At 66.4% G+C, this 16,727-nt stretch carries 15 protein-coding genes and 1 pseudogene; 4 read left to right on the top strand and 12 right to left on the bottom strand.

From position 1 onward, the window contains the following. Nucleotides 1–13: 13 nt before the first annotated feature. Complete coding sequence (locus tag E2481_RS06015) at nucleotides 14–2,209, bottom strand: N-6 DNA methylase (RefSeq protein WP_136716226.1); 2,196 nt, start codon at nucleotides 2,207–2,209, stop codon at nucleotides 14–16. Between the two features lie 106 nt (nucleotides 2,210–2,315). On the opposite strand from E2481_RS06015, the pseudogene E2481_RS06010 reads away from it, so the two are divergent. Continuing rightward, nucleotides 2,316–2,492, top strand: a pseudogene (locus E2481_RS06010) (HVO_2922 family protein); the annotation flags it as partial. A gap of 84 nt (nucleotides 2,493–2,576) precedes the next feature. On the opposite strand, the gene E2481_RS06005 reads toward E2481_RS06010, so the two are convergent. Further along, complete coding sequence (locus tag E2481_RS06005; RefSeq protein ID WP_136716224.1) at nucleotides 2,577–3,902, bottom strand: cytochrome P450; 1,326 nt, start codon at nucleotides 3,900–3,902, stop codon at nucleotides 2,577–2,579. A gap of 51 nt (nucleotides 3,903–3,953) precedes the next feature. Further along, a complete protein-coding gene (locus E2481_RS06000; protein ID WP_136716223.1) occupies nucleotides 3,954–5,696 on the bottom strand; it encodes a restriction endonuclease in 1,743 nt (580 codons plus the stop codon). Between the two features lie 187 nt (nucleotides 5,697–5,883). Between E2481_RS06000 and E2481_RS05995 the strand changes: the two genes are divergently transcribed. Next, a complete protein-coding gene (locus E2481_RS05995) occupies nucleotides 5,884–6,081 on the top strand; it encodes a hypothetical protein (protein WP_136716222.1) in 198 nt (65 codons plus the stop codon). Here the strand turns inward: E2481_RS05995 and E2481_RS05990 are convergent. Then, nucleotides 6,078–7,214: a rod shape-determining protein gene (locus E2481_RS05990; RefSeq protein WP_136716221.1), complete on the bottom strand. Its 1,137-nt coding sequence runs from the start codon at nucleotides 7,212–7,214 to the stop codon at nucleotides 6,078–6,080. The two genes, E2481_RS05995 and E2481_RS05990, sit on opposite strands and share 4 nt — an antisense overlap. A gap of 103 nt (nucleotides 7,215–7,317) precedes the next feature. Then, nucleotides 7,318–7,836 (bottom strand): FlaD/FlaE family flagellar protein, encoded by a 519-nt coding sequence (locus tag E2481_RS05985; RefSeq protein ID WP_136716220.1) that lies wholly within the window; start codon nucleotides 7,834–7,836, stop codon nucleotides 7,318–7,320. A 205-nt stretch (nucleotides 7,837–8,041) separates the two neighbouring features. Between E2481_RS05985 and E2481_RS18605 the strand changes: the two genes are divergently transcribed. Then, nucleotides 8,042–8,212 carry a hypothetical protein gene (locus E2481_RS18605; protein WP_169302382.1) on the top strand — a complete coding sequence of 57 codons (171 nt, stop codon included), beginning with the start codon at nucleotides 8,042–8,044 and terminating at the stop codon, nucleotides 8,210–8,212. Then, nucleotides 8,209–9,186, top strand: a complete 978-nt coding sequence (gene corA, locus E2481_RS05980; RefSeq protein ID WP_136716219.1) for a magnesium/cobalt transporter CorA — start codon at nucleotides 8,209–8,211, stop codon at nucleotides 9,184–9,186. The genes E2481_RS18605 and corA overlap by 4 nt, the downstream gene beginning before the upstream one ends. Nucleotides 9,187–9,270: 84 nt before the next feature. Here corA and E2481_RS05975 read toward each other — a convergent pair whose 3' ends face one another. The 7 genes from E2481_RS05975 to E2481_RS05945 form a co-directional block, all read right to left on the bottom strand. Next, a complete protein-coding gene (locus E2481_RS05975) occupies nucleotides 9,271–10,515 on the bottom strand; it encodes a tripartite tricarboxylate transporter permease (protein ID WP_136716218.1) in 1,245 nt (414 codons plus the stop codon). A 45-nt stretch (nucleotides 10,516–10,560) separates the two neighbouring features. After that, entirely contained in the window at nucleotides 10,561–12,438 is a 1,878-nt protein-coding gene (locus E2481_RS05970; protein ID WP_136716217.1) for a sensor histidine kinase, read from the bottom strand. Between the two features lie 192 nt (nucleotides 12,439–12,630). Continuing rightward, complete coding sequence (rpl12p, locus tag E2481_RS05965) at nucleotides 12,631–12,978, bottom strand: 50S ribosomal protein P1 (protein WP_136716216.1); 348 nt, start codon at nucleotides 12,976–12,978, stop codon at nucleotides 12,631–12,633. Nucleotides 12,979–13,009: 31 nt separating this feature from the next. After that, nucleotides 13,010–14,056 carry a 50S ribosomal protein L10 gene (locus E2481_RS05960; RefSeq protein ID WP_136716215.1) on the bottom strand — a complete coding sequence of 349 codons (1,047 nt, stop codon included), beginning with the start codon at nucleotides 14,054–14,056 and terminating at the stop codon, nucleotides 13,010–13,012. A gap of 1 nt (nucleotide 14,057) precedes the next feature. Continuing rightward, nucleotides 14,058–14,696 (bottom strand): 50S ribosomal protein L1, encoded by a 639-nt coding sequence (locus E2481_RS05955; RefSeq protein ID WP_136716214.1) that lies wholly within the window; start codon nucleotides 14,694–14,696, stop codon nucleotides 14,058–14,060. Between the two features lie 152 nt (nucleotides 14,697–14,848). Beyond that, nucleotides 14,849–15,898 carry a GNAT family N-acetyltransferase gene (locus E2481_RS05950; protein ID WP_250137740.1) on the bottom strand — a complete coding sequence of 350 codons (1,050 nt, stop codon included), beginning with the start codon at nucleotides 15,896–15,898 and terminating at the stop codon, nucleotides 14,849–14,851. 291 nt (nucleotides 15,899–16,189) lie between these two features. Then, nucleotides 16,190–16,678 (bottom strand): 50S ribosomal protein L11, encoded by a 489-nt coding sequence (locus tag E2481_RS05945; protein WP_136716212.1) that lies wholly within the window; start codon nucleotides 16,676–16,678, stop codon nucleotides 16,190–16,192. Between the last annotated feature and the right edge of the window lie 49 nt (nucleotides 16,679–16,727).

Raw genomic sequence — 16,727 nt, 5'->3', positions numbered from 1 at the left:
CCGTCTCGCCGGTTCAGACCAGGGTCCCGGCCGCCAGCCCCTCCTCGACCAGCCCGTCGATTTCCGTCTGAATCTCCTGGATCGAACCCTGCGCCGACTCCGACATCTCTCCGTCGTGGGAACTATCTCGAACGATCTCGTGTGCGTCCATCGAGAGCGTCGCCAACCGTCGACTCGTCTCGGTGTCGGGCCACGCGGGCAGGTTCAGTTCCGAGACGACCGACTTCGAGAGGCTGGCCTTTCCGTTCGAGGCGATGTCCCGGAGCGTCCGCTGGTAGGTGGCCGAGTTCAACAGCGCACAGAGGAAATGCGCGGTTTCGCGGTGGTCGGTGGCGATGAACATGTAGTGGTCGCCGGGGACGACCTGGCGCTCCCCGAGGTCGGGGTCCTCGCGCGTCGAGACGACGGTGAAGTCCGGTTTGAACCCCAGCCGACACCAGGCGACTTTGTAGTCGGCCCAGGTGTACTCGCCGAGGCCGAACACCGAGTAGAACGGGCCCGTCTCCAGCCACGAGGACGAGCGATCGAGCAGTTCCTCGCGGTGGGCCGAGAGGTAGTCGTAGGTACGGGGTAACTCGCGACTGAGCCACGCCTCGTTGTCTTCGCCGGCGGCCCGTGCCGGGACCAGTCGCAGGTCGTGCCCGCTCAGCCCGTACTTCCGAACGTGGCGTGACTTGATGTAGGGATACACCAGGTCCGGTTCGAGGTCGTCTAGATCAGTCCGTTCGAGTCCGAACACGGCGTTGGCGTCGTCTTTGAGTCCGTGACGGATGTCGTGGGCACAGTCCCCGAGCGCCCCGCGCTCGGCGTCGGCCCGGACCCAGGCCGTCGTCGCGTCCTCGGGGTCTATCGGCCGCAGTTCCGTCCGTCGCGTCCGCGTCGTCTCGCGGAGTTCGTCGTCAGTACCGTAGACCGGGTCGGTCCCATCTCGTTCCTGCCAGACGGTCGTGTCGATAGGAACGGACGCCTCCGCGTCGGCCTCGAAGGTGTACACCGCGGCGTTCGCACCGACCTCGGCGAACGGCTCCAGCGCGGCGAAATCGTGGACGTGCTCGACCGACAGCGACCGGTCCCCGACCTGGAGACCCCGGAGGACCGCGCCGGCGGCCCCGCGCATAACGTCGCGTTTGAGTACGAAACTCGCCCGGCCACCCTCCCGCAGGTACCGGTGAATGCACACCCAGACGAACGGGATCGACAGGTCGTCGTTGCTGTGGCCGAGCCGTGCGGCGGCTCCCCCGTGTGGCTGTAACCCGAGGTCGTCGACGTACTGCTCGCGAAGCCGGTCTTTGATCGCCGCCGGGAGCCGCTCCCACGGGACCCACGGTGGGTTGCCGACGAGGGCATCAAATTGCCCGGTGGTCGTTTCGCCGTCGAACCGGAGGTCGTCCTCCCGCATCAGCCCGAGCGCGTCGGTCAGGAAGACCGGGACGCTGACCGTCGACACTGTTTCCGCCGTCAGTTCGTCGAAGAGGCTCGCACAGTAGGCGAGTTTCGCGCTCTTGACCGCGACGGGGTTCAGATCGATCCCGACGATGGAACTGGTGACGCGGTCGACGCGACTCCGCGGTGATTCCTCGGTCATGGCTTCCCGTTTCCGGTCGATACAGGCGGCCAGGAACGCCCCGGACCCACAGCCGGGGTCCAGAACCGTCGTCTCCGGTGTCCCGATGTCGAGTCCGTCGACGGCCAGGTCGGCGACCCCCCGCGGCGTGTAGTACTCCCCGAGCGCGAGTCTGACCTCGCGGGGCACGACCCGCCGATACAGGTCCCGGAGTTCGTCGGGACCCAGTGCTCGGAGGCTCGGCTCGTCGACTGCGTCTCGCACCCGCTCACGGCCCGTTTCGGGAGGGACGATCCGGTCGTGGAGCGGCCCGAACGTGACTGGCAGTGCATCGGTGTTCTCCTGCGGGTCGCGGTTGGTCAGCGTCACGCCCGCACTTCCTTCGAGGGCATCGATCAGGCTGTCGACGAGAAAGTCGAAGTAACACGCCCGGACGAAGACGCGCTCGGTCGTCTCGGCGTCGGGGGCCACGTCGTAATCTGGGAGCGTCAGGTCGTCGAACACCTCGCCGGAGGACGCACGCACGTACTCGACCCAGGCCGTGTGGGCGTCGGCCAGCGGGCCGTCGTCGGCTAGCTGTTCGTGAGCCTTCCGCACGTAGCGGTCTGCGAGTTCGCCCGTTATCTCGTCCGGAAGCAGCCCCATGGTGACAGCGGCGATTCACCCGCCCCCGGGATATATCCACGGTCCGGCGACGAGCGGCCGCCGACTATTTTACAGTGGGGTTCGTGGGTCCGAGTGACACATGACAGCGACCTTCGAGTTGTTCGAGGACAACGCAGGCGAGTGGCGCTGGCGACTCCGACACAGCAACGGGAACATCATCGCCGACAGCGGCGAGGGATACACCGAGAAAGCAAACGCGAAAAAGGGCATCCGGAGCGTCAAAACCAACGCGCCGGACGCGGCGATCGAGGAACTCGACTGATACGGTTTGCTGTAGCTGTTTACCGCTACGACCGCCCGCAGTCGGGCGGTCGATGCGGAACTGTTCTACAGCATTCCGTATGACTCACCGCTCGCGGAGGCGAACGTCGACCGGGTCGCGGGGGTGCATGGTGATCGAGCCGCGGCGGTCCAGCGGCCCCGATGCCACGCGCTCGAGTTCGAACGCCTGGGCGACAGTGGCGAGGATGAGTTGCCCCTCCATCATCGAGAGGTGTTTGCCGATACAGTGGCGCGGTCCGGCCCCGAACGGGAAGTAGGCGTACTGTGGCCGGTCCGCGTCGGTCCCGATCCAGCGATCCGGATCGAACTGATCGGGTTCGTCCCACCAGCGCGGGTCCCGGTGGACGACCCACTGGGGCAGGAACAGGACCGCGCCTTCCGGGATGCGGTAGCCGTCGAGACGAACGTCGAGTTTCGGCTGGCGGAACAGCGAGTACACCGGGGGATACAGGCGCATCGACTCCTGCAGGAGCCGCTCCGTGTAGTCGAGTCGGGGCAGGTCCTCGACCGTCGGCGTCGCGCCGCCGAGCACGGAATCGAGTTCGTCGTGCAACCGCTCGCGAGCCTCGGGGTGTTCGTCGAGCAGGTACCAGGTGTACGTCAGCGCAAGCGCCGTCGTGTCGTGGCCCGCCAGCAGCATGGTTACGAGTTCGTCCCGCAACCGCTCCGCTTCGATGGTCCCTTCGTCGACGGCACGCAGCAAGATCGCCAGTAGATCGTCGCCCTCGGCGTAGCCCCGGCGTCTGCGCTCGGTGACGAACTCCTCGACGACCTCGTCCAGGGTCGCGACCGCGTCGTCGTAGATCCGGTTTTCCTCGGTCGGCATCCAGTCGGGAATCAGGACGCGTCGCGGGTCCGGCTCGAAGCGCTCGCCGACCGGCTCCAGGGCCTCCCGCACGCGTTCGGCCCGGTCGTCGGTGAGTTCCGCGTCGAACAGCACTTCGGTGATGATCTGAACGGTGACCGTCGCCATCTCACCGTGGACGTCGACCACGTCCCCGTCCTCCCATCCCGAGAGTAGCGACGCTGTCCGGTCCGTTACCAGTTCCCCGAGGTCCCGCAGCCGATCCATCCCGAAGGCCGGCTGTGCGAGTCGGCGCTGCTGTCGCCACAGGTCCCCCTCGCTGAGCAACATTCCCTGGCCGAGTAACCGCTCGACGGCGTCGTCGCGGAACCGCGCTTTCGTGAACTTCTCGTCGTCCTCGACGAGTACGCGCCCGATGGTGTCGGGGTGTGTGAGCAGGTATGCCTCGCGACCGCCCATGTCCAGTCGGACGACGTCGCCGTACGCCTCGCGGCACGCCGCCATGAAATCGAAGGGATCGCGGGCGTAGTGGTATGTGTTGCCGACCACTGGGAGGCCGTTCGGCCCCGGCGGCTGGGTTCGCATCGTATCCGCTAGTTGGACGGCGCGACGAAAAGCGTTCGCCCGGTCTGGCGGTCAGACCGTCCCCGATTCGCCGTCCAGGCCGGCGATTCCAGCGGCGTCGAGCGCGTCGGCGAGGCGGTCGCCGTCGAGGAGTTTCACGTTCCGCTCCCGGGCGACCGACCGGGCGTCGTCCGTCACCGATCCGTCGGTCAGGACTGCGACGACGTCCGCATCACCGTCGGAGTCGCGTGTGTCGGCCGCCGACTCGACGACCGTCCGATCACACGTTCCGTCCGGCCCGCACTGGTGGGCGACGACGAGTTGCTTCTCGGGAATGGGGTGGTCCCGCGTCGCCACCACGTCCACCACTCCCTCGGCCCGGGTGGCGGTTTCCCAGCCCCGACCGGCCCAGAGCCGGGCGACCACTTCGCCGAACTCGTCCGAACCGTCACCGGAGTCGCGTTCCCCGGATTCCCCGGACTCCCGGTCGGCCCCGTTTGATCGGTCTGTCAGGCGCTCGATCGCTGCGTCGAGGTCCGTGAGGTCGTCGGCCAGCGCCGGTTCGAGGTCCGGGTCCAGTTCCCTGGCGACCGACAGCGCGGCCTCGACGTGTTCTCTTGCCGCTTCGTACTCCGAGCGGGCCCGGTCGAACTCCCCGGTTTCGCTGAACCAGTCGCCCGCTCGCCAGCGTTTCTCGGCCAGGTCGCGTCGCGCGCCCACGAGATCGCCGACGACGGCCTCGATCTGGGTTCTGATCGTCTCGCTGTCGCCGGCGAACCGCTGGTCCTCGTTGCCCCAGTCCAGCACGAGCGCGGACTGGTACGTCTCGAGCGACTCGGCCAGCAATTCGATCGTCGTGTCGAGGTCCTCGGCCGCTCGCGCGCGCTCGTAGGTATCTTCGGCCCGCTGGAGCGGGGACTTCGAGAGCTGGTCGATGCGCTGTGTCACCTCGTCGGCCCACGTCCGGATGTCGTCGGCTTCCGGCAGGTCCTGCTCCCTGGCGATGTCCAGCGCCAGTTCGTACTGGTTGCGGGCCGCCAGAAACGAGTCGTACGCGTCGTTGTACTGCTCGGCTTGCCACTTTCGCTCTGCGGTCGCCACCTGTCCGTCCGCTCGGGAGACGTGGATGTCGAGGACGCCCTTCTCGAGGCGTCGTTCCGTCGTCTCGATCCGGTCCCAGATGGCGTCTTCGCGGTCCTCTGTGAGTTCCGCGGCCTTCCGCCGGGCTTCCTCGACGTACTCGCGTGCGGTCGTGGCCGCCTCTCGGGCTTGCTCGTGGTCGCCCTCCGTCGCGTGATCGCTGATCGCGGCGACGTACTTCCTGGCGTGCTGTAACTGTCCCTCGACGCGCGACCAGACGACCGCCGCTCGTTCGAGGTACTCGGCCGCCGGCCCGACCTCGACGCCGCTCTTGACGAAAAAGCGCCAGCGGACGCCCGAGGTCGTCCAGACGTCGACGCTCTTTTTCAACACGCCGCGGTTCGTCTTCACGTCCTCGATCTCGGTGTAGGGGACGCCGAACATCTCGTCGCCGTCCTCGCTGCAGTCGCCGACGACGAACAGCACCCGCGTGTCCGTCACCGCGGCGATCGCCTGGTAGCCGTCGCCCGGCGTGTACGCCGTGCTCCCGTCGTCGGACTCCTCCCTGACGCCCTTCTTCGTGTTCGATAAGAGATACGACACCCGCTCGGACTCCCCCAGATACTCGATGAGCGGTTGGTCGCTGAGATACCCGCTCGCGAACATCCCACCGCTGCCCGTCCCCGTCAGCAGTTCCTCGTCGCTGATCCCGTCGTCGTCTTGCGAGGCGACCATGGTGGGTTCGTACCGAATGCAGTCGCTCACCCCTAATGAGTTATGTGGCCGATTGTCGCTCCAGGAACGGTCGCGCCGGGAGGCCTACATGCCCGTAATCGACTCTGAAACCGTTGTCTGCCGCGCTGCGGACGCCTGTCTGACTGAGATTTAGGGTTCTACTCCCGAAAGGGGTCGGTAGCTCGATATGTCCAAATTGACCATAGAGATACCCGAAGAATTCGGGAGTTCACACGGGACGACGGGTGACGCGCGAACCCGGAAACAGCGTCAGGAAACGGACGCCGGACCCGCGACAGCGTCGGCGGTGGCGCGGACCGGCGAGACGGCGAGGCCGAAGGTCCTCCGCTGGCACCGAACGTGGGCCGGCGAGTCGGAGCCCTAGTTCTCGATCAGGTGCGCGGCGATGCGCTGTGCGCCGATCGTCGCCGAGAGGTCGGGTTCGTCGGCGGCGACGGCTTCGATGTCGCGGTTCAGCTCCTCGCTCAGTCGCTCCTCGAACTCCTCGACGATGCCGGGGATACAGGCCATGCCGCCCGTGAGGACGATGGGCTGGTCGAGCGCGAGCTGGTAGACCTTGATGTGGTCGTTGGCCAGTTCCGGGAGGAAACTGTTGGCGATCTCGTCGACGGCTTCGTCCAGATACGCGTTACAGGCGTCCATGACGCTACGCTCGATGGTGAAATCGTGGGAGCCGCCACCGGGCTGCTGGATGATGTCCGTGAACGGCTCGAAGTCGACGAAGTCCGCGTGCTCTTCTTTGTACTCGCGAGCGGTCGTCGTGTCGATGTTGACGCGACCCTGCGTCTCGCCTTCGACGTTGTTCGCGATCATGCGGTCGACCTCGTTGCCGGTGACCGCGCCCGTCGCGAAGGGGTTGAGTTGTTCGCCGCGTCGGTAGCCGGCGGCCTCCAGGTTCGTCGAGCCCATGTTGACCGAGACGAAGATCTCGCCGATGGCCTCAAGCCCGTCGCCCATCGCCGGGATCGCACCGCACAGCGACTCGGGATAGCTCTCGACTTCGCGCTGGCCGATGCCGCTCTCCCGGATGACCGCCTCCAGGTTGTCCAGTCCGCGCTCGTTCTCGATGGTCGGGATCGCGTAGACGACCACGCTGTCCTCGGGGACGTCGTTTTCCGCCAGCACCGTGTTGAAGAACTTCTTGGTCAGTTCCGCCCGGTCGTCGTCCTCGGGCAGACCCGAGCGAAGCATGAACTGCACCCGGTCGGGGTACTGGGTCGCCGCCTCCTCCCCGTAGAGGACCTGCTCCTCGCCGGTGAGCGGGTCGTCGTACGTCGCCAGACAGGTCAGCGTCCGGATGATGCGCACGTCGTCCCCCTCGGGGATGGCGATGACTGTCCGGGTGCTGCCGAGTTTGACACCGACGGGAACTGGCCCGTCCCCGTTCGAGGTCTCTTCGACCTCGGTTTCAGTTTCGGAGACTGATTCTTCCGACTCCGTCTCCGCTTCCTCCTCGCTGGCCGCTTCGTCGCCGTCCGCTTCCGATTCCTCGCTCATATCAGCAATCGCTACTCACGGCTCTGGTATATAATCTACCCTTATCTTCAAAATTGATAAAGAAATCCGCCGACCCCGACGCCGTCACCCGATTCTGCTTATATCAGTTCATCGAGACGAGACGGGCGACGTAGACCAGACTGAGTTTGTGACTGTCGATGTCGCCGTCCTGGACGTGGCCTGCGTCGGGTTCCTCGATGCCGACCAGGTAGTCGTTCAGCGAGTTCTGGATGTCCTCTGTGATCCAGCCGACTTCCTCGTAGTACTGGAGCGATTCGTTGGCGCCCTGGTAGCCGAAGTCCTCCAGCAGGAACTCGAGCCACTCGAAGATCACGATCTCGGCGGCGTAGCTCTCGGGCAGGGACTTCAGGTACGGCTTGGACAGGTCGTCCTCGCCGGCTTCGAGCGGGAGCAGTTCCCGGTGGATGTCGGACTCGAACTGGTCTTTGAGGAGTCCTTCGGCGGCGCTTACGTCCGGTTCGATGGTTCCCCAGCCTTCCAGCTCCGGCGGTTCGTCGTCGTCGGTGTCCTCGCTGGCCGGCGGGCTTCGCGGACTATCGCTCTGGCCACGAGCCATCTTCCGGAGTTCGTCGAGGTCGTAATCACGTGGGTTGATAGTCATCTGTTCTAGTATCTCCCCATTCTTGCTACTCGGTGTTAAATGTTACACCCCGTTCATGTCCCTCGTATGTGCGCTCTCGACCCGGATTTCGGCGGTGTCTGTCATATGGCTGACCGCTGGCTCGCGCGTGTCTGACGTGTTGCATAGCGGATAGTCCGCGCCCGAGCCGGCGAACGCTTTTCACCCGCCCGGGAGACGCGAGCGTATGAATCGGGAACTGGTCGCCGGCAGTGCCCTGTTGACTGTCGGAGTCGCCGGGTACGCCCTCGGTACCGCCCGCCCGTTCCCCGGCCGGGCGTTCTCGATCACGGCGGTCATGATCGGACTCCTGCTCGTTTCGATCGGGCGCTCGCCGGTCACGGAGGGACAGTCGTGATCTCCGCTGCCGTCTACGACGCCGACGGTGTCACCGAGTACGACGACTTTTCGGCGGCGAAGGCCGCGGCAGGGACGACGTGGGTCCGGGCCAGCGACGCCTCGGCGGCGGAACTCGATGCCGTCGCCGACGCCTTCGGCATCCACTCGCTGGCCGTCGAGGACGTGCGCAACAACGTCCGACCGAAGACCGAGGAGTTCGCCGAGTACGCGTTCACCCTGCTGAAGACCGCCGAGTTGACCACGGGCGACCAGTCCTTCCGGGAGGAGGTCCGCGACGAGGCCATCGGCCTGTTCGTCGGGGCCGACTGGCTGGTGACGCTCGCGACGACGCCGGACGACCCGGTCGGCCGCGTCTGGGACGCCGTCGTCCGCGGGAACGAGCGCCTCCTCCAGCACGGCCCGGATTTCACCGCGTACCGCGTGATGGACGTCATCGTCGACGAGTACTACGAACTCCTGGACGACATCGAAGACCAGATCGAGGCCGTCGAGGAATCGGTCACCGTCGCCACCGACATCGAAACCCTCGAAGGCATCAACGCCATCCGGCGCGATCTCCTCTCCTTCCGGAAGGTCGCCTGGCCCGCCCGCGAGGCCGTCGGCGTCCTCGCGCGCGGTGACCCGACCCAGATCCAGGCACCGACCGAGAAGTACTACCGGGACGTCTACGACCACCTGGTCGGCGTCGTCGACCTCACCGAGACGTATCGCGATCTCGCCGCCGGAACCCGGGACATCTACCTCAACACCGTCTCCCAGTCGACCAACGAGGTGATGAAGGTCCTGACCGTCATCGCGACGATCTTCCTCCCGCTGACCTTCGTCGTCGGCGTCTACGGCATGAACTTCGCCGACAGCCCCTACAACATGCCCGAACTCGCCTGGACGTACGGCTACCCCGCCGTCATGATCGGCATGGCGATCCTCACGGTCGGCATGCTGGTCTACTTCCGCCGGCGCGGGTTCCTCTGACTCATACGGAATGCTGTAGAACAGTTCCGCATCGACCGCCCGACTGCGGGCGGTCGTAGCGGTACACAGCTACAGCAAACCGTATCACGCCCCGACGATCAGCGGCACCAGCAGGACTCCCATCAGCGTGGCTCGCCGCGCACCGAACCGCTGCGGGACCATGCCCACTACCGTCGCGACGGCGAACACCCCCACGCCGATTCCCCCCGCCAGCACGAACGACAGGACGACGAGCAACCCCAGCACTGCGAGCGACAACCGCGTGTAGTCCACCCGGCCCACCAGTCGCAGGTACCGGTCGCCCAGCGTCAATACGAGCAGGAACCCGGCGACGGCCGCCAGCGCGACGCTGGCGAGCAATAGCGGCAGCGCCAGCGGCACGCCCGCCTCCTCGACGGCGACCAGCACGCCTGTTCGCGGCGACCCCAGCGCCTGGAGGGCGAACAGGGCGAAGACGGCGTTGGCCGTGTTGACGCCGCTGGTCGTGACCACGAACCCGCGCGCGCCGTAGCGGTACGGCACCGCCAGCAGCGCCCCTGTCGCCGCGATAGCACTCGATACCCCCGGGATGAACCCGACGACGGCCCCTGACAGCGTTCCGACGAGCGCCAGTCCACCCACGGCCGACCGAGACATCGCGACCGTCGTATCGTCCTGTTCGGGCACCCCGCTACCCCCCATCGCTTCCAGCAGGACCGGTGCACCGAACAGGCCGGCGAACAGCGGCGCGAGCATCCCGCCCGCCGCGACGAGTCCGCCGGGCTGCAGATCCAGCGTCGCCACCCCGAGGCCCCCGCTCGCGACGAGCGCCAGCGCCGCGCCGACCGTGGCCCGATAGCTCGGCTCCGTCGTCACGAGGACGACGGCGACGGCAGCGAGCACCGTCGACAGGTGCTCGCGCAGCGTCGGGTAGATCGCCGTCACGGCCTCGGTCACCGGGATCGCGAGCGGGACCGCGAGCACGACCGCCAGTCCGCTGCCGAGCGCCGACAGCCTGAGCGCTTCCCGACCCCGGCCCGCGAGAACGAGTTCGTGTCCCGGCAGCGCCGTCGCGGCCATCGCCGGGTCGGGCACGCCCAGCGCCAGCGTCGGCACCACGTCGAGGAACGTATGTACCGTCCCCGCCGCCAGCATCGCCGCACCCACGTACCGCGGCGGCCCCGGAATCGCCGTCGCGCCGGCCGCCAGCAGCAGCGCCATGTTGTTGGCGTGCAAGCCCGGAATCAGGCCGCTGACGGTCCCCAGCGCGATCCCGCCGAGGACGAACAGCAGAGCCGTCGCCGTCGCTTCCGGCGCAAGCACGATCCGGACGCCGAAGAGGGAACCCACCACCGGGCCGAGGTGGCCCCGGCATCGCTTGTAAACCTTGGCCGCTCAGTTCGTCGCCGGCTGCGTCGCGTCCGCCGTTTCGACGCCGGTGATCTCGAACTTCGCGCCGCCTTCGGCGCTGTCGGTCACCGTGACGGTCCAGCCGTGCGCGTTCACGATGTCGGCGACGATTGCCAGCCCCAGTCCGGTCCCGTCGCTGCTCGTCGTGTACCCGTGTTCGAGCACGTCGTCTTTCTCCCCGTCGGGGATGCCCGGGCCGTCGTCGGCCACGTAGAACCCGGTCGCGCCGTCGCGGTCGATGCTGTCGACGGTGACGGTGATGGTCTCGCCGCCGTGTTCGATGCTGTCGTCGGACTGCGTCCGACTACTTGTGGAACCGTGTTCCACACTGTTCCGGAAGAGGTTCTCGAAGACGTTGAGCAAGCGGGCGCGGTCGGCGTCGACCGACCGGTTACAGGCCGCCTCCAGGGTCGCCGCGTCGGTGCTGACGTTCTCCCAGGCGGCTCGCGCGACCGCGTCGACTGCGACCGTCTCGGTGTCGGTGATGGCTTTCCCCTGTCTCGCCAACGTCAGCGCGTCGTCGATGATCGTCGACATCCGCTCGTGAGCGTCCTGGAGCTCGGTGAGGTGGTCGCGTTCGACCGTGACCTCCTCGGCGTCCTCAGCGCCGACGAGCATCAGTTCGGTACGGCCGGTGGCCACCGAAAGCGGGTTTCGCAGGTCGTGGGAGACGATACCTGCGAACTCGTCTAGGCGCTCGTTCTGATGTTCGAGTTGGGTCTTCCGGGATTCGAGCGTCTCCGTCTGCCGCTGGAGTTGCTCCTCGCGTTCCTTCTGGTCTGTGATGTCGTGGAGGAGGATGACGTGCGCCGTCGAGTCGCCGTCGGCCCCGCCGAGTGCCGAGATCCGAACGTCGTAACAGCGGTCTCCGGTGTGGCTCTCGACCCAGACCTGGTCCTGTAGTTCCGTGATGGGTGCGTCCCCGCGGAGGACGGGTAACACGTCGTTGCCGTCGAGCACCCACTCCACGGTCGTCACGTCGGTGATGTGTTTGCCGATGGGTCGCTCGGTCCCGATCATGTACTTGGCCGTCGCGTTGATGTCGACGACCCTGTCGTCGCCGTCCAGGACGATGATGCCGTTGTCGACCTCCTGCATCACGAAGTCCCGGGCCAGCGGGATGGTGCTGTCGAGCCGCGACCGGAACAAGGAGAGCGCACGGTCGACCGGGAGCCGCCGGATGAGCGTGATGCTCGACGTGCCCACCAGGAGCACAGCGCCGAACATCAGATACGTCACCGGCAACAGTGTGAAGTGGGGGAACGGACTCACGCCCGCGACGGACGCGACCGTCACCGACACCGTCACGAACGCGGTCACGAACATGACGAAACTGAGCTTCCGGTAGACGTTCCGCGACCGGAGGAACTTCTGGAACAGCATGACGTTGTAGCTGGCGGCGATGGCGTAGGACCCCGCGAGCGTCCCGTACATCACCGGGCCGAACGTGTACTGCAAGGTCCCCGACGCGTCGAGCCAGCTGTCCGCGAGGACGAGTCCGTGGCGACCGTTCGTTACGCTGAGTCCCAGCACCGCGACCGGGAACAGGTACAGGAGCGCGCGCCGGCCCGGTCGAAGCCATTCGCGTTTCCCACAGAAGTGAAACGTGAACAGGAACGTGCTCACGACGCTGAGCGGAATCGTCGGCACGAACAACAGGAACCAGCGGAGTTTCCACTCGTAGGCGACGCTCGTGTGGGTCAGGAGCGTGAACAGCGACCACATCCCGAACGACACCTGTATCATCATCGCCCAGAGTTCGGCCTCGCCCTCCCGCTGGTGCCACGCGATGGTGGCGCTGACGAGACAGAGCACGACGACGAGTGCGAGCGGAACCGCCAACGGCGTGTACTGGACCTGCATCTATCGTTCGACCACTAGTCACAGGTGACTGGCATCTCCGTCTGCTTAATTCTCCCCGTGTAAAATTCAGTTTTGATAACACGAGTCAACGGAGCGACGTCGGCGGTATCGGCCCGCTCGCTCCGGGCGCTGCAGCGCGGGTGCCGCGGCTCGGGACCGGTAAAATATGGTGAGAACTGAGGTGTGGCTGACTTAGCCGAACAGCTCGCCGAGGCCCTCGCCGTCGGCGTCGTCGTCCTCGTCGTCGCCCTCGTCTTCGGCTTCGGCTTCCTCTGCTTCCTCGGCTTCGTCTTCGTCGCCACCCTCTTCGAGTTCGCCCTCGGCGTCGCCGCCAGCGGGCGCTGCTGCGCCGCCGGCCGGCACGGCCGCGGCCTGCTCGACGGCTTCCTCGATGTCGATGTCCTCGAGTGCCGCCACGAGGGCCTTGACGCGGGATTCCTCCACGTCGACCTGTGCGGACTCCAGCACGTTCGTCAGGTTGTCTTCGTTGATCTCTGCGCCCGTCTCGTTCAGGATGAGTGCTGCGTAAACGTATTCCATGGTTGGTAGTTGTGGGTGTGGTATTTAGTTGTTAGCCGAACATCGCGCCCATCGCGTCGCCGGCGTCGCCGTCGTCGTCGTCATCGTCGGCGTCGTCCTCGGCGTCCGCGTCGGGCGCTTCGGACTCGGCTTCGTCCTCGTCGCTCGATTCGTCTTCCTCGGCCTCCTCAGCAGCCGGTTCGGCTGCAGCGACGTCCTGGAGCTCCTCGGGGAGCGCCTCGGGGTCGTCGATCTGTGCCGCGAGGGCACGGACCTGCCCGTCCGCCTTGCTGATGAGGTCCGGCATGAACTCCTCGTCCTCGATGGCGGCCTGGAGGCCGACGGACTTGGCGTCGCCGGACCCCTTCGCCAGGAGCGAGGGTGCGGTCTGTGCGGTCGGGTAGACGGCGTTGATCGAGAGGTTGCGAGCGCCTGCGACTGCGGCCTCGATGTCCGCCTGGTACTCCTCGACGTCCAGTTCGAGTTCCTCGGGCTCGAAAAGGACGCCGTCGGCGAACACGCCGCGGAGGTCCAGTCCGACTTCTTTGGGCTCGATGCCGAGTTCGCTCAGCACGTTCGAGAGCTGATCGTCGACGGTCTCGCCGGCCTCCAGGACGGTGGAGTCGGCCATGACCTTGATCGAGCCCGCGTCGATTCGCGCTTCCGCGCCGACGGCCTGCAGTTCACCGACGAACTGCCCCGGGTCCATGCCGGTGTCGCCCTCCGGAATGACGATGTCGTTGGGGGCGACCTCGCCGGCGTTGATGGGTGCGGCCGTCTTCGAGGCTTCGAGCTGCTGGTACAGCGTGAACGGGTTCGCGTTCGTCCCGATGAGCCCGACCTGTCCGCTGACGAACCCGGTCAGGTCCTCGAGACCGTCGTCGACTTCGTCGAGCGCCCGCTCGACCAGCGTGTTGCGGCTCACGCGCAGTTCGGCGGTCCCGTGGAGGTTCGCTCGCATCTTCTGGAGCTGCCGGCTCGGAATGCCGGCGATGTCGACGACGCCGACGCTGTCGTAGGACTGCAGCGTTTCGACGAGGTCGTCGACCTCCTCCTTTTTCCACTGCGGGATGGTTTCGGTCTTGCGTTCTGCGCTCATCTTAGGCGACCTCCACTGCGGGGCCCATCGTGGTCTTGACGAACACCGTGTCGATGTTCAGCGGGCCCTTTTCGAGTTCGGCGTGCAGTCGGCGGAGGATGACGTCGACGTTGTCGGCGATGTTTTCGGCGTCCATGTCCTCCGCGCCGACGCGCGTGTGGAAGGTACGCCGCTCCTTGCTCCGGAGCTGCACGGTGTTTTTCATGCGGTTGACGACCTCGACCACGTCGTCGTCGGGGTCCAGCGGGGTCGGCATCTTCCCGCGCGGTCCCAGGACGGTCCCGAGATAGCGACCGATGTCCGGCATCATGGACTCCTCTGCGATGAAGAAGTCGGTCGCGTCGGCCAGGTCCTTGGCCTCGTCGTCGTCGTCGCCCAGTTCTGCGAGTTGATCCCCGTCGAGTACGTCGTCGGCGGCGTCCTCCGCGCGGACGGCGGTCTCGCCCTCCGCGAAGACGACGATACTGGTCTCCTGACCGGTTCCAGCCGGCAGGACGACCCCCGTATCGACGCGGTTCGACGGTTCGTTTAGGTCAATGTCGCGCAGGTTGATCGCGAGGTCGACCGTCTCGCGGAAGTTCCGCGGCGGTGCCTCGTCGAGTGCGCGATTTACTGCTTGCTCTATGTCCTGATCTGCCATTGTCCACCTCCGTAGTACGCGTAGTGCTCCTACGGCGTGTCACAGGCGCTTGCCTGTTCTGTTGGAGAGAATCGGATGCGAAACTTAAAGCCGTCGAACCCGTACCGTCCCGCCCGTGGCTCCCGCGAGCGCGCCCGTTGCCTCGTCGGTCCTCACCGCAGTCGCTTGTACACCTCCGCTGCGGCCTTCGTCACCATCGTCGTGTGTTCGACGCTGTGATACCGGGCGAGTCGCGGCGAGAACTTCGCCTTGTATCGGGCCAGTCGCCGCTCGTTCGCGCCGACCAGGTCGTACTCTGTCGCCCCGCGCTCGATGGCGTCGCGGATGACCTCCCAGTGGACGAGGTCGTTGACCGGGAGGTCGTGGTCGGTCTTCGCGAGACCCTGCCAGCCGTAGGCGGTCCCAGCGGTATCGAGGACGACGTTCCCGCCGAGGAACGCTCCGTCCCGCCGACAGACGTACACGTGGATACAGTCCGCCGGCAACGCGGTCACGAGGTCACACACGAACTCCGTCGTCACGTTGTAGGAGAGTCCCTGTGCTGCGTGCCGGTCGCGGACCTGGCTGATGATCGGTTCGATGCCCTCGACGCCCACCCGCTCGATCTCGCAGTCGGCCTCCCGTCCCTGTCGGATATTCCGTCGGAGGTCGCTCGTAACCGTCTCCAGTAGATCGGACTCGTCGTCCGGGAGGTCCACGACGTAGGTGAAGTTCGGCCTCGTCCGGTAGCCGTGCCAGTCGAAGGGGCGCGGGTCGCCGTGGGTCGGACTGGTCCGGACCGACAGGTAACGCGGGTCGAACGCTTCGTCGATCCAGTCCAGTACCGCGTCGACGAACCGTCGCCGTCGAAGCTCCCGTTTGCGCTGGTTCAGGTCGTCGCTGGGGACCAGTGCGGGCCCGAGATAGCTGACCTTCAGGTCCGGCGGCGGCGAGAACGCGGCCGTCACGAACCCCTTCTCCACGGTGAACACCGGGAAGAGGCCCACCGGCTCTTCGCCCTTGTAGCCGACCAAGGGGTGCAGCGTCGTCCCGCTGTGGGCGGCCATCACCGAGAGCGCACCGAACCGGTGGAACGGGGTGACCGCCGGTGATCGGTCGACGAGGCCGTTCCACGTCTCGGCGTCACCGGTCGTGAGACGCTGGACGTTCACGACTGCGCCCTCCGTCCCCGGGCCGTTCCGGCGTTCGTGGCTGGCTGCCACGACACGACCCGCGAGACGGACCGCTGCCTTTCGGCACCGGGTCTCCCGGCTGCTGTCGGTCGTGCCACAAGCTCGGGTGGACACATGCCTCGGGTCCCGCTTCCCCGACGGCCGGCTTTGTTGTACTCCCCTTACGGACCCACGGGGTGGTTTCATTCGGGATTACGGAGCCACAGCTCGGCCTACCCGTGGAAAGCCATGGTTTCCCGACACGCCTCGTCGAGAACGCGTCGCTCCTGACCTGTGGGTCGGGTCCGAGAGAACTGCAGGACTGCGCGGAGTCGCGTCGGGTTACGCCGACGCTTCCGCGGCGAAGTCGTCGTCGTACTCGCCCTCGTCGATGAGTTCCTTGAACTCGCGGGGGTTGTTCCCCTCGATGGTGACGCCGAGCGAGGTGCAGGTGCCGACGACCTCTTTGGCGGCGTTTTTCAGGTCGTAGGCCAGCAGGTCCGGGTGTTTCTGCTCGGCGATCTGTTTGACCTGATCGACCGAGAGGTCGGCGACGAACTCCTCTTGGGGCTCGCCGCTACCGGTATCGAAGCCGGCCTCGTCCTTGATGAGCTCCGCCGTCGGCGGCACACCCACGTCGATGGTGAACTCGCCGTCGTCGTCGTAGTCGACGGTGACGGGCACTTCCGTGCCGTCGAACGCGGCGGTCTGCTCGTTGATCTCCTCGACGACTGCCTGTACGTCCACGGGCGTCGGGCCAAGCTCCGGGCCGAGCGGCGGCCCAGGATTGGCCTGCCCGCCGGGGACGAGTACCTCGATGGTTCCAGCCATATACTCCGGTATCACGCGGGCGCAGTTTTAAGGGTTGCTTTTGCGACCG

It is taken from the genome of Halorientalis salina, assembly GCF_005049285.1.
Classification (GTDB): Archaea; Halobacteriota; Halobacteria; order Halobacteriales; family Haloarculaceae; genus Halorientalis; species Halorientalis salina.
Note: the sequence above shows the minus strand (reverse complement) of the source record. Positions and strands in the feature narration are given on the sequence as shown.

Bases quoted from the DNA above. Each gene is read 5' to 3' on its own strand.
- E2481_RS06015 (WP_136716226.1), bottom strand. From the start codon at position 2,209: ATGGGGCTGCTTCCGGACGAGATAACGGGCGAACTCGCAGACCGCTAC.
- E2481_RS06005 (WP_136716224.1), bottom strand. From the start codon at position 3,902: ATGCGAACCCAGCCGCCGGGGCCGAACGGCCTCCCAGTGGTCGGCAAC.
- E2481_RS06000 (WP_136716223.1), bottom strand. From the start codon at position 5,696: ATGGTCGCCTCGCAAGACGACGACGGGATCAGCGACGAGGAACTGCTG.
- E2481_RS05995 (WP_136716222.1), top strand. From the start codon at position 5,884: ATGTCCAAATTGACCATAGAGATACCCGAAGAATTCGGGAGTTCACAC.
- E2481_RS05990 (WP_136716221.1), bottom strand. From the start codon at position 7,214: ATGAGCGAGGAATCGGAAGCGGACGGCGACGAAGCGGCCAGCGAGGAG.
- E2481_RS05985 (WP_136716220.1), bottom strand. From the start codon at position 7,836: ATGACTATCAACCCACGTGATTACGACCTCGACGAACTCCGGAAGATG.
- E2481_RS18605 (WP_169302382.1), top strand. From the start codon at position 8,042: ATGAATCGGGAACTGGTCGCCGGCAGTGCCCTGTTGACTGTCGGAGTC.
- E2481_RS05970 (WP_136716217.1), bottom strand. From the start codon at position 12,438: ATGCAGGTCCAGTACACGCCGTTGGCGGTTCCGCTCGCACTCGTCGTC.
- rpl12p (WP_136716216.1), bottom strand. From the start codon at position 12,978: ATGGAATACGTTTACGCAGCACTCATCCTGAACGAGACGGGCGCAGAG.
- E2481_RS05960 (WP_136716215.1), bottom strand. From the start codon at position 14,056: ATGAGCGCAGAACGCAAGACCGAAACCATCCCGCAGTGGAAAAAGGAG.
- E2481_RS05955 (WP_136716214.1), bottom strand. From the start codon at position 14,696: ATGGCAGATCAGGACATAGAGCAAGCAGTAAATCGCGCACTCGACGAG.
- E2481_RS05945 (WP_136716212.1), bottom strand. From the start codon at position 16,678: ATGGCTGGAACCATCGAGGTACTCGTCCCCGGCGGGCAGGCCAATCCT.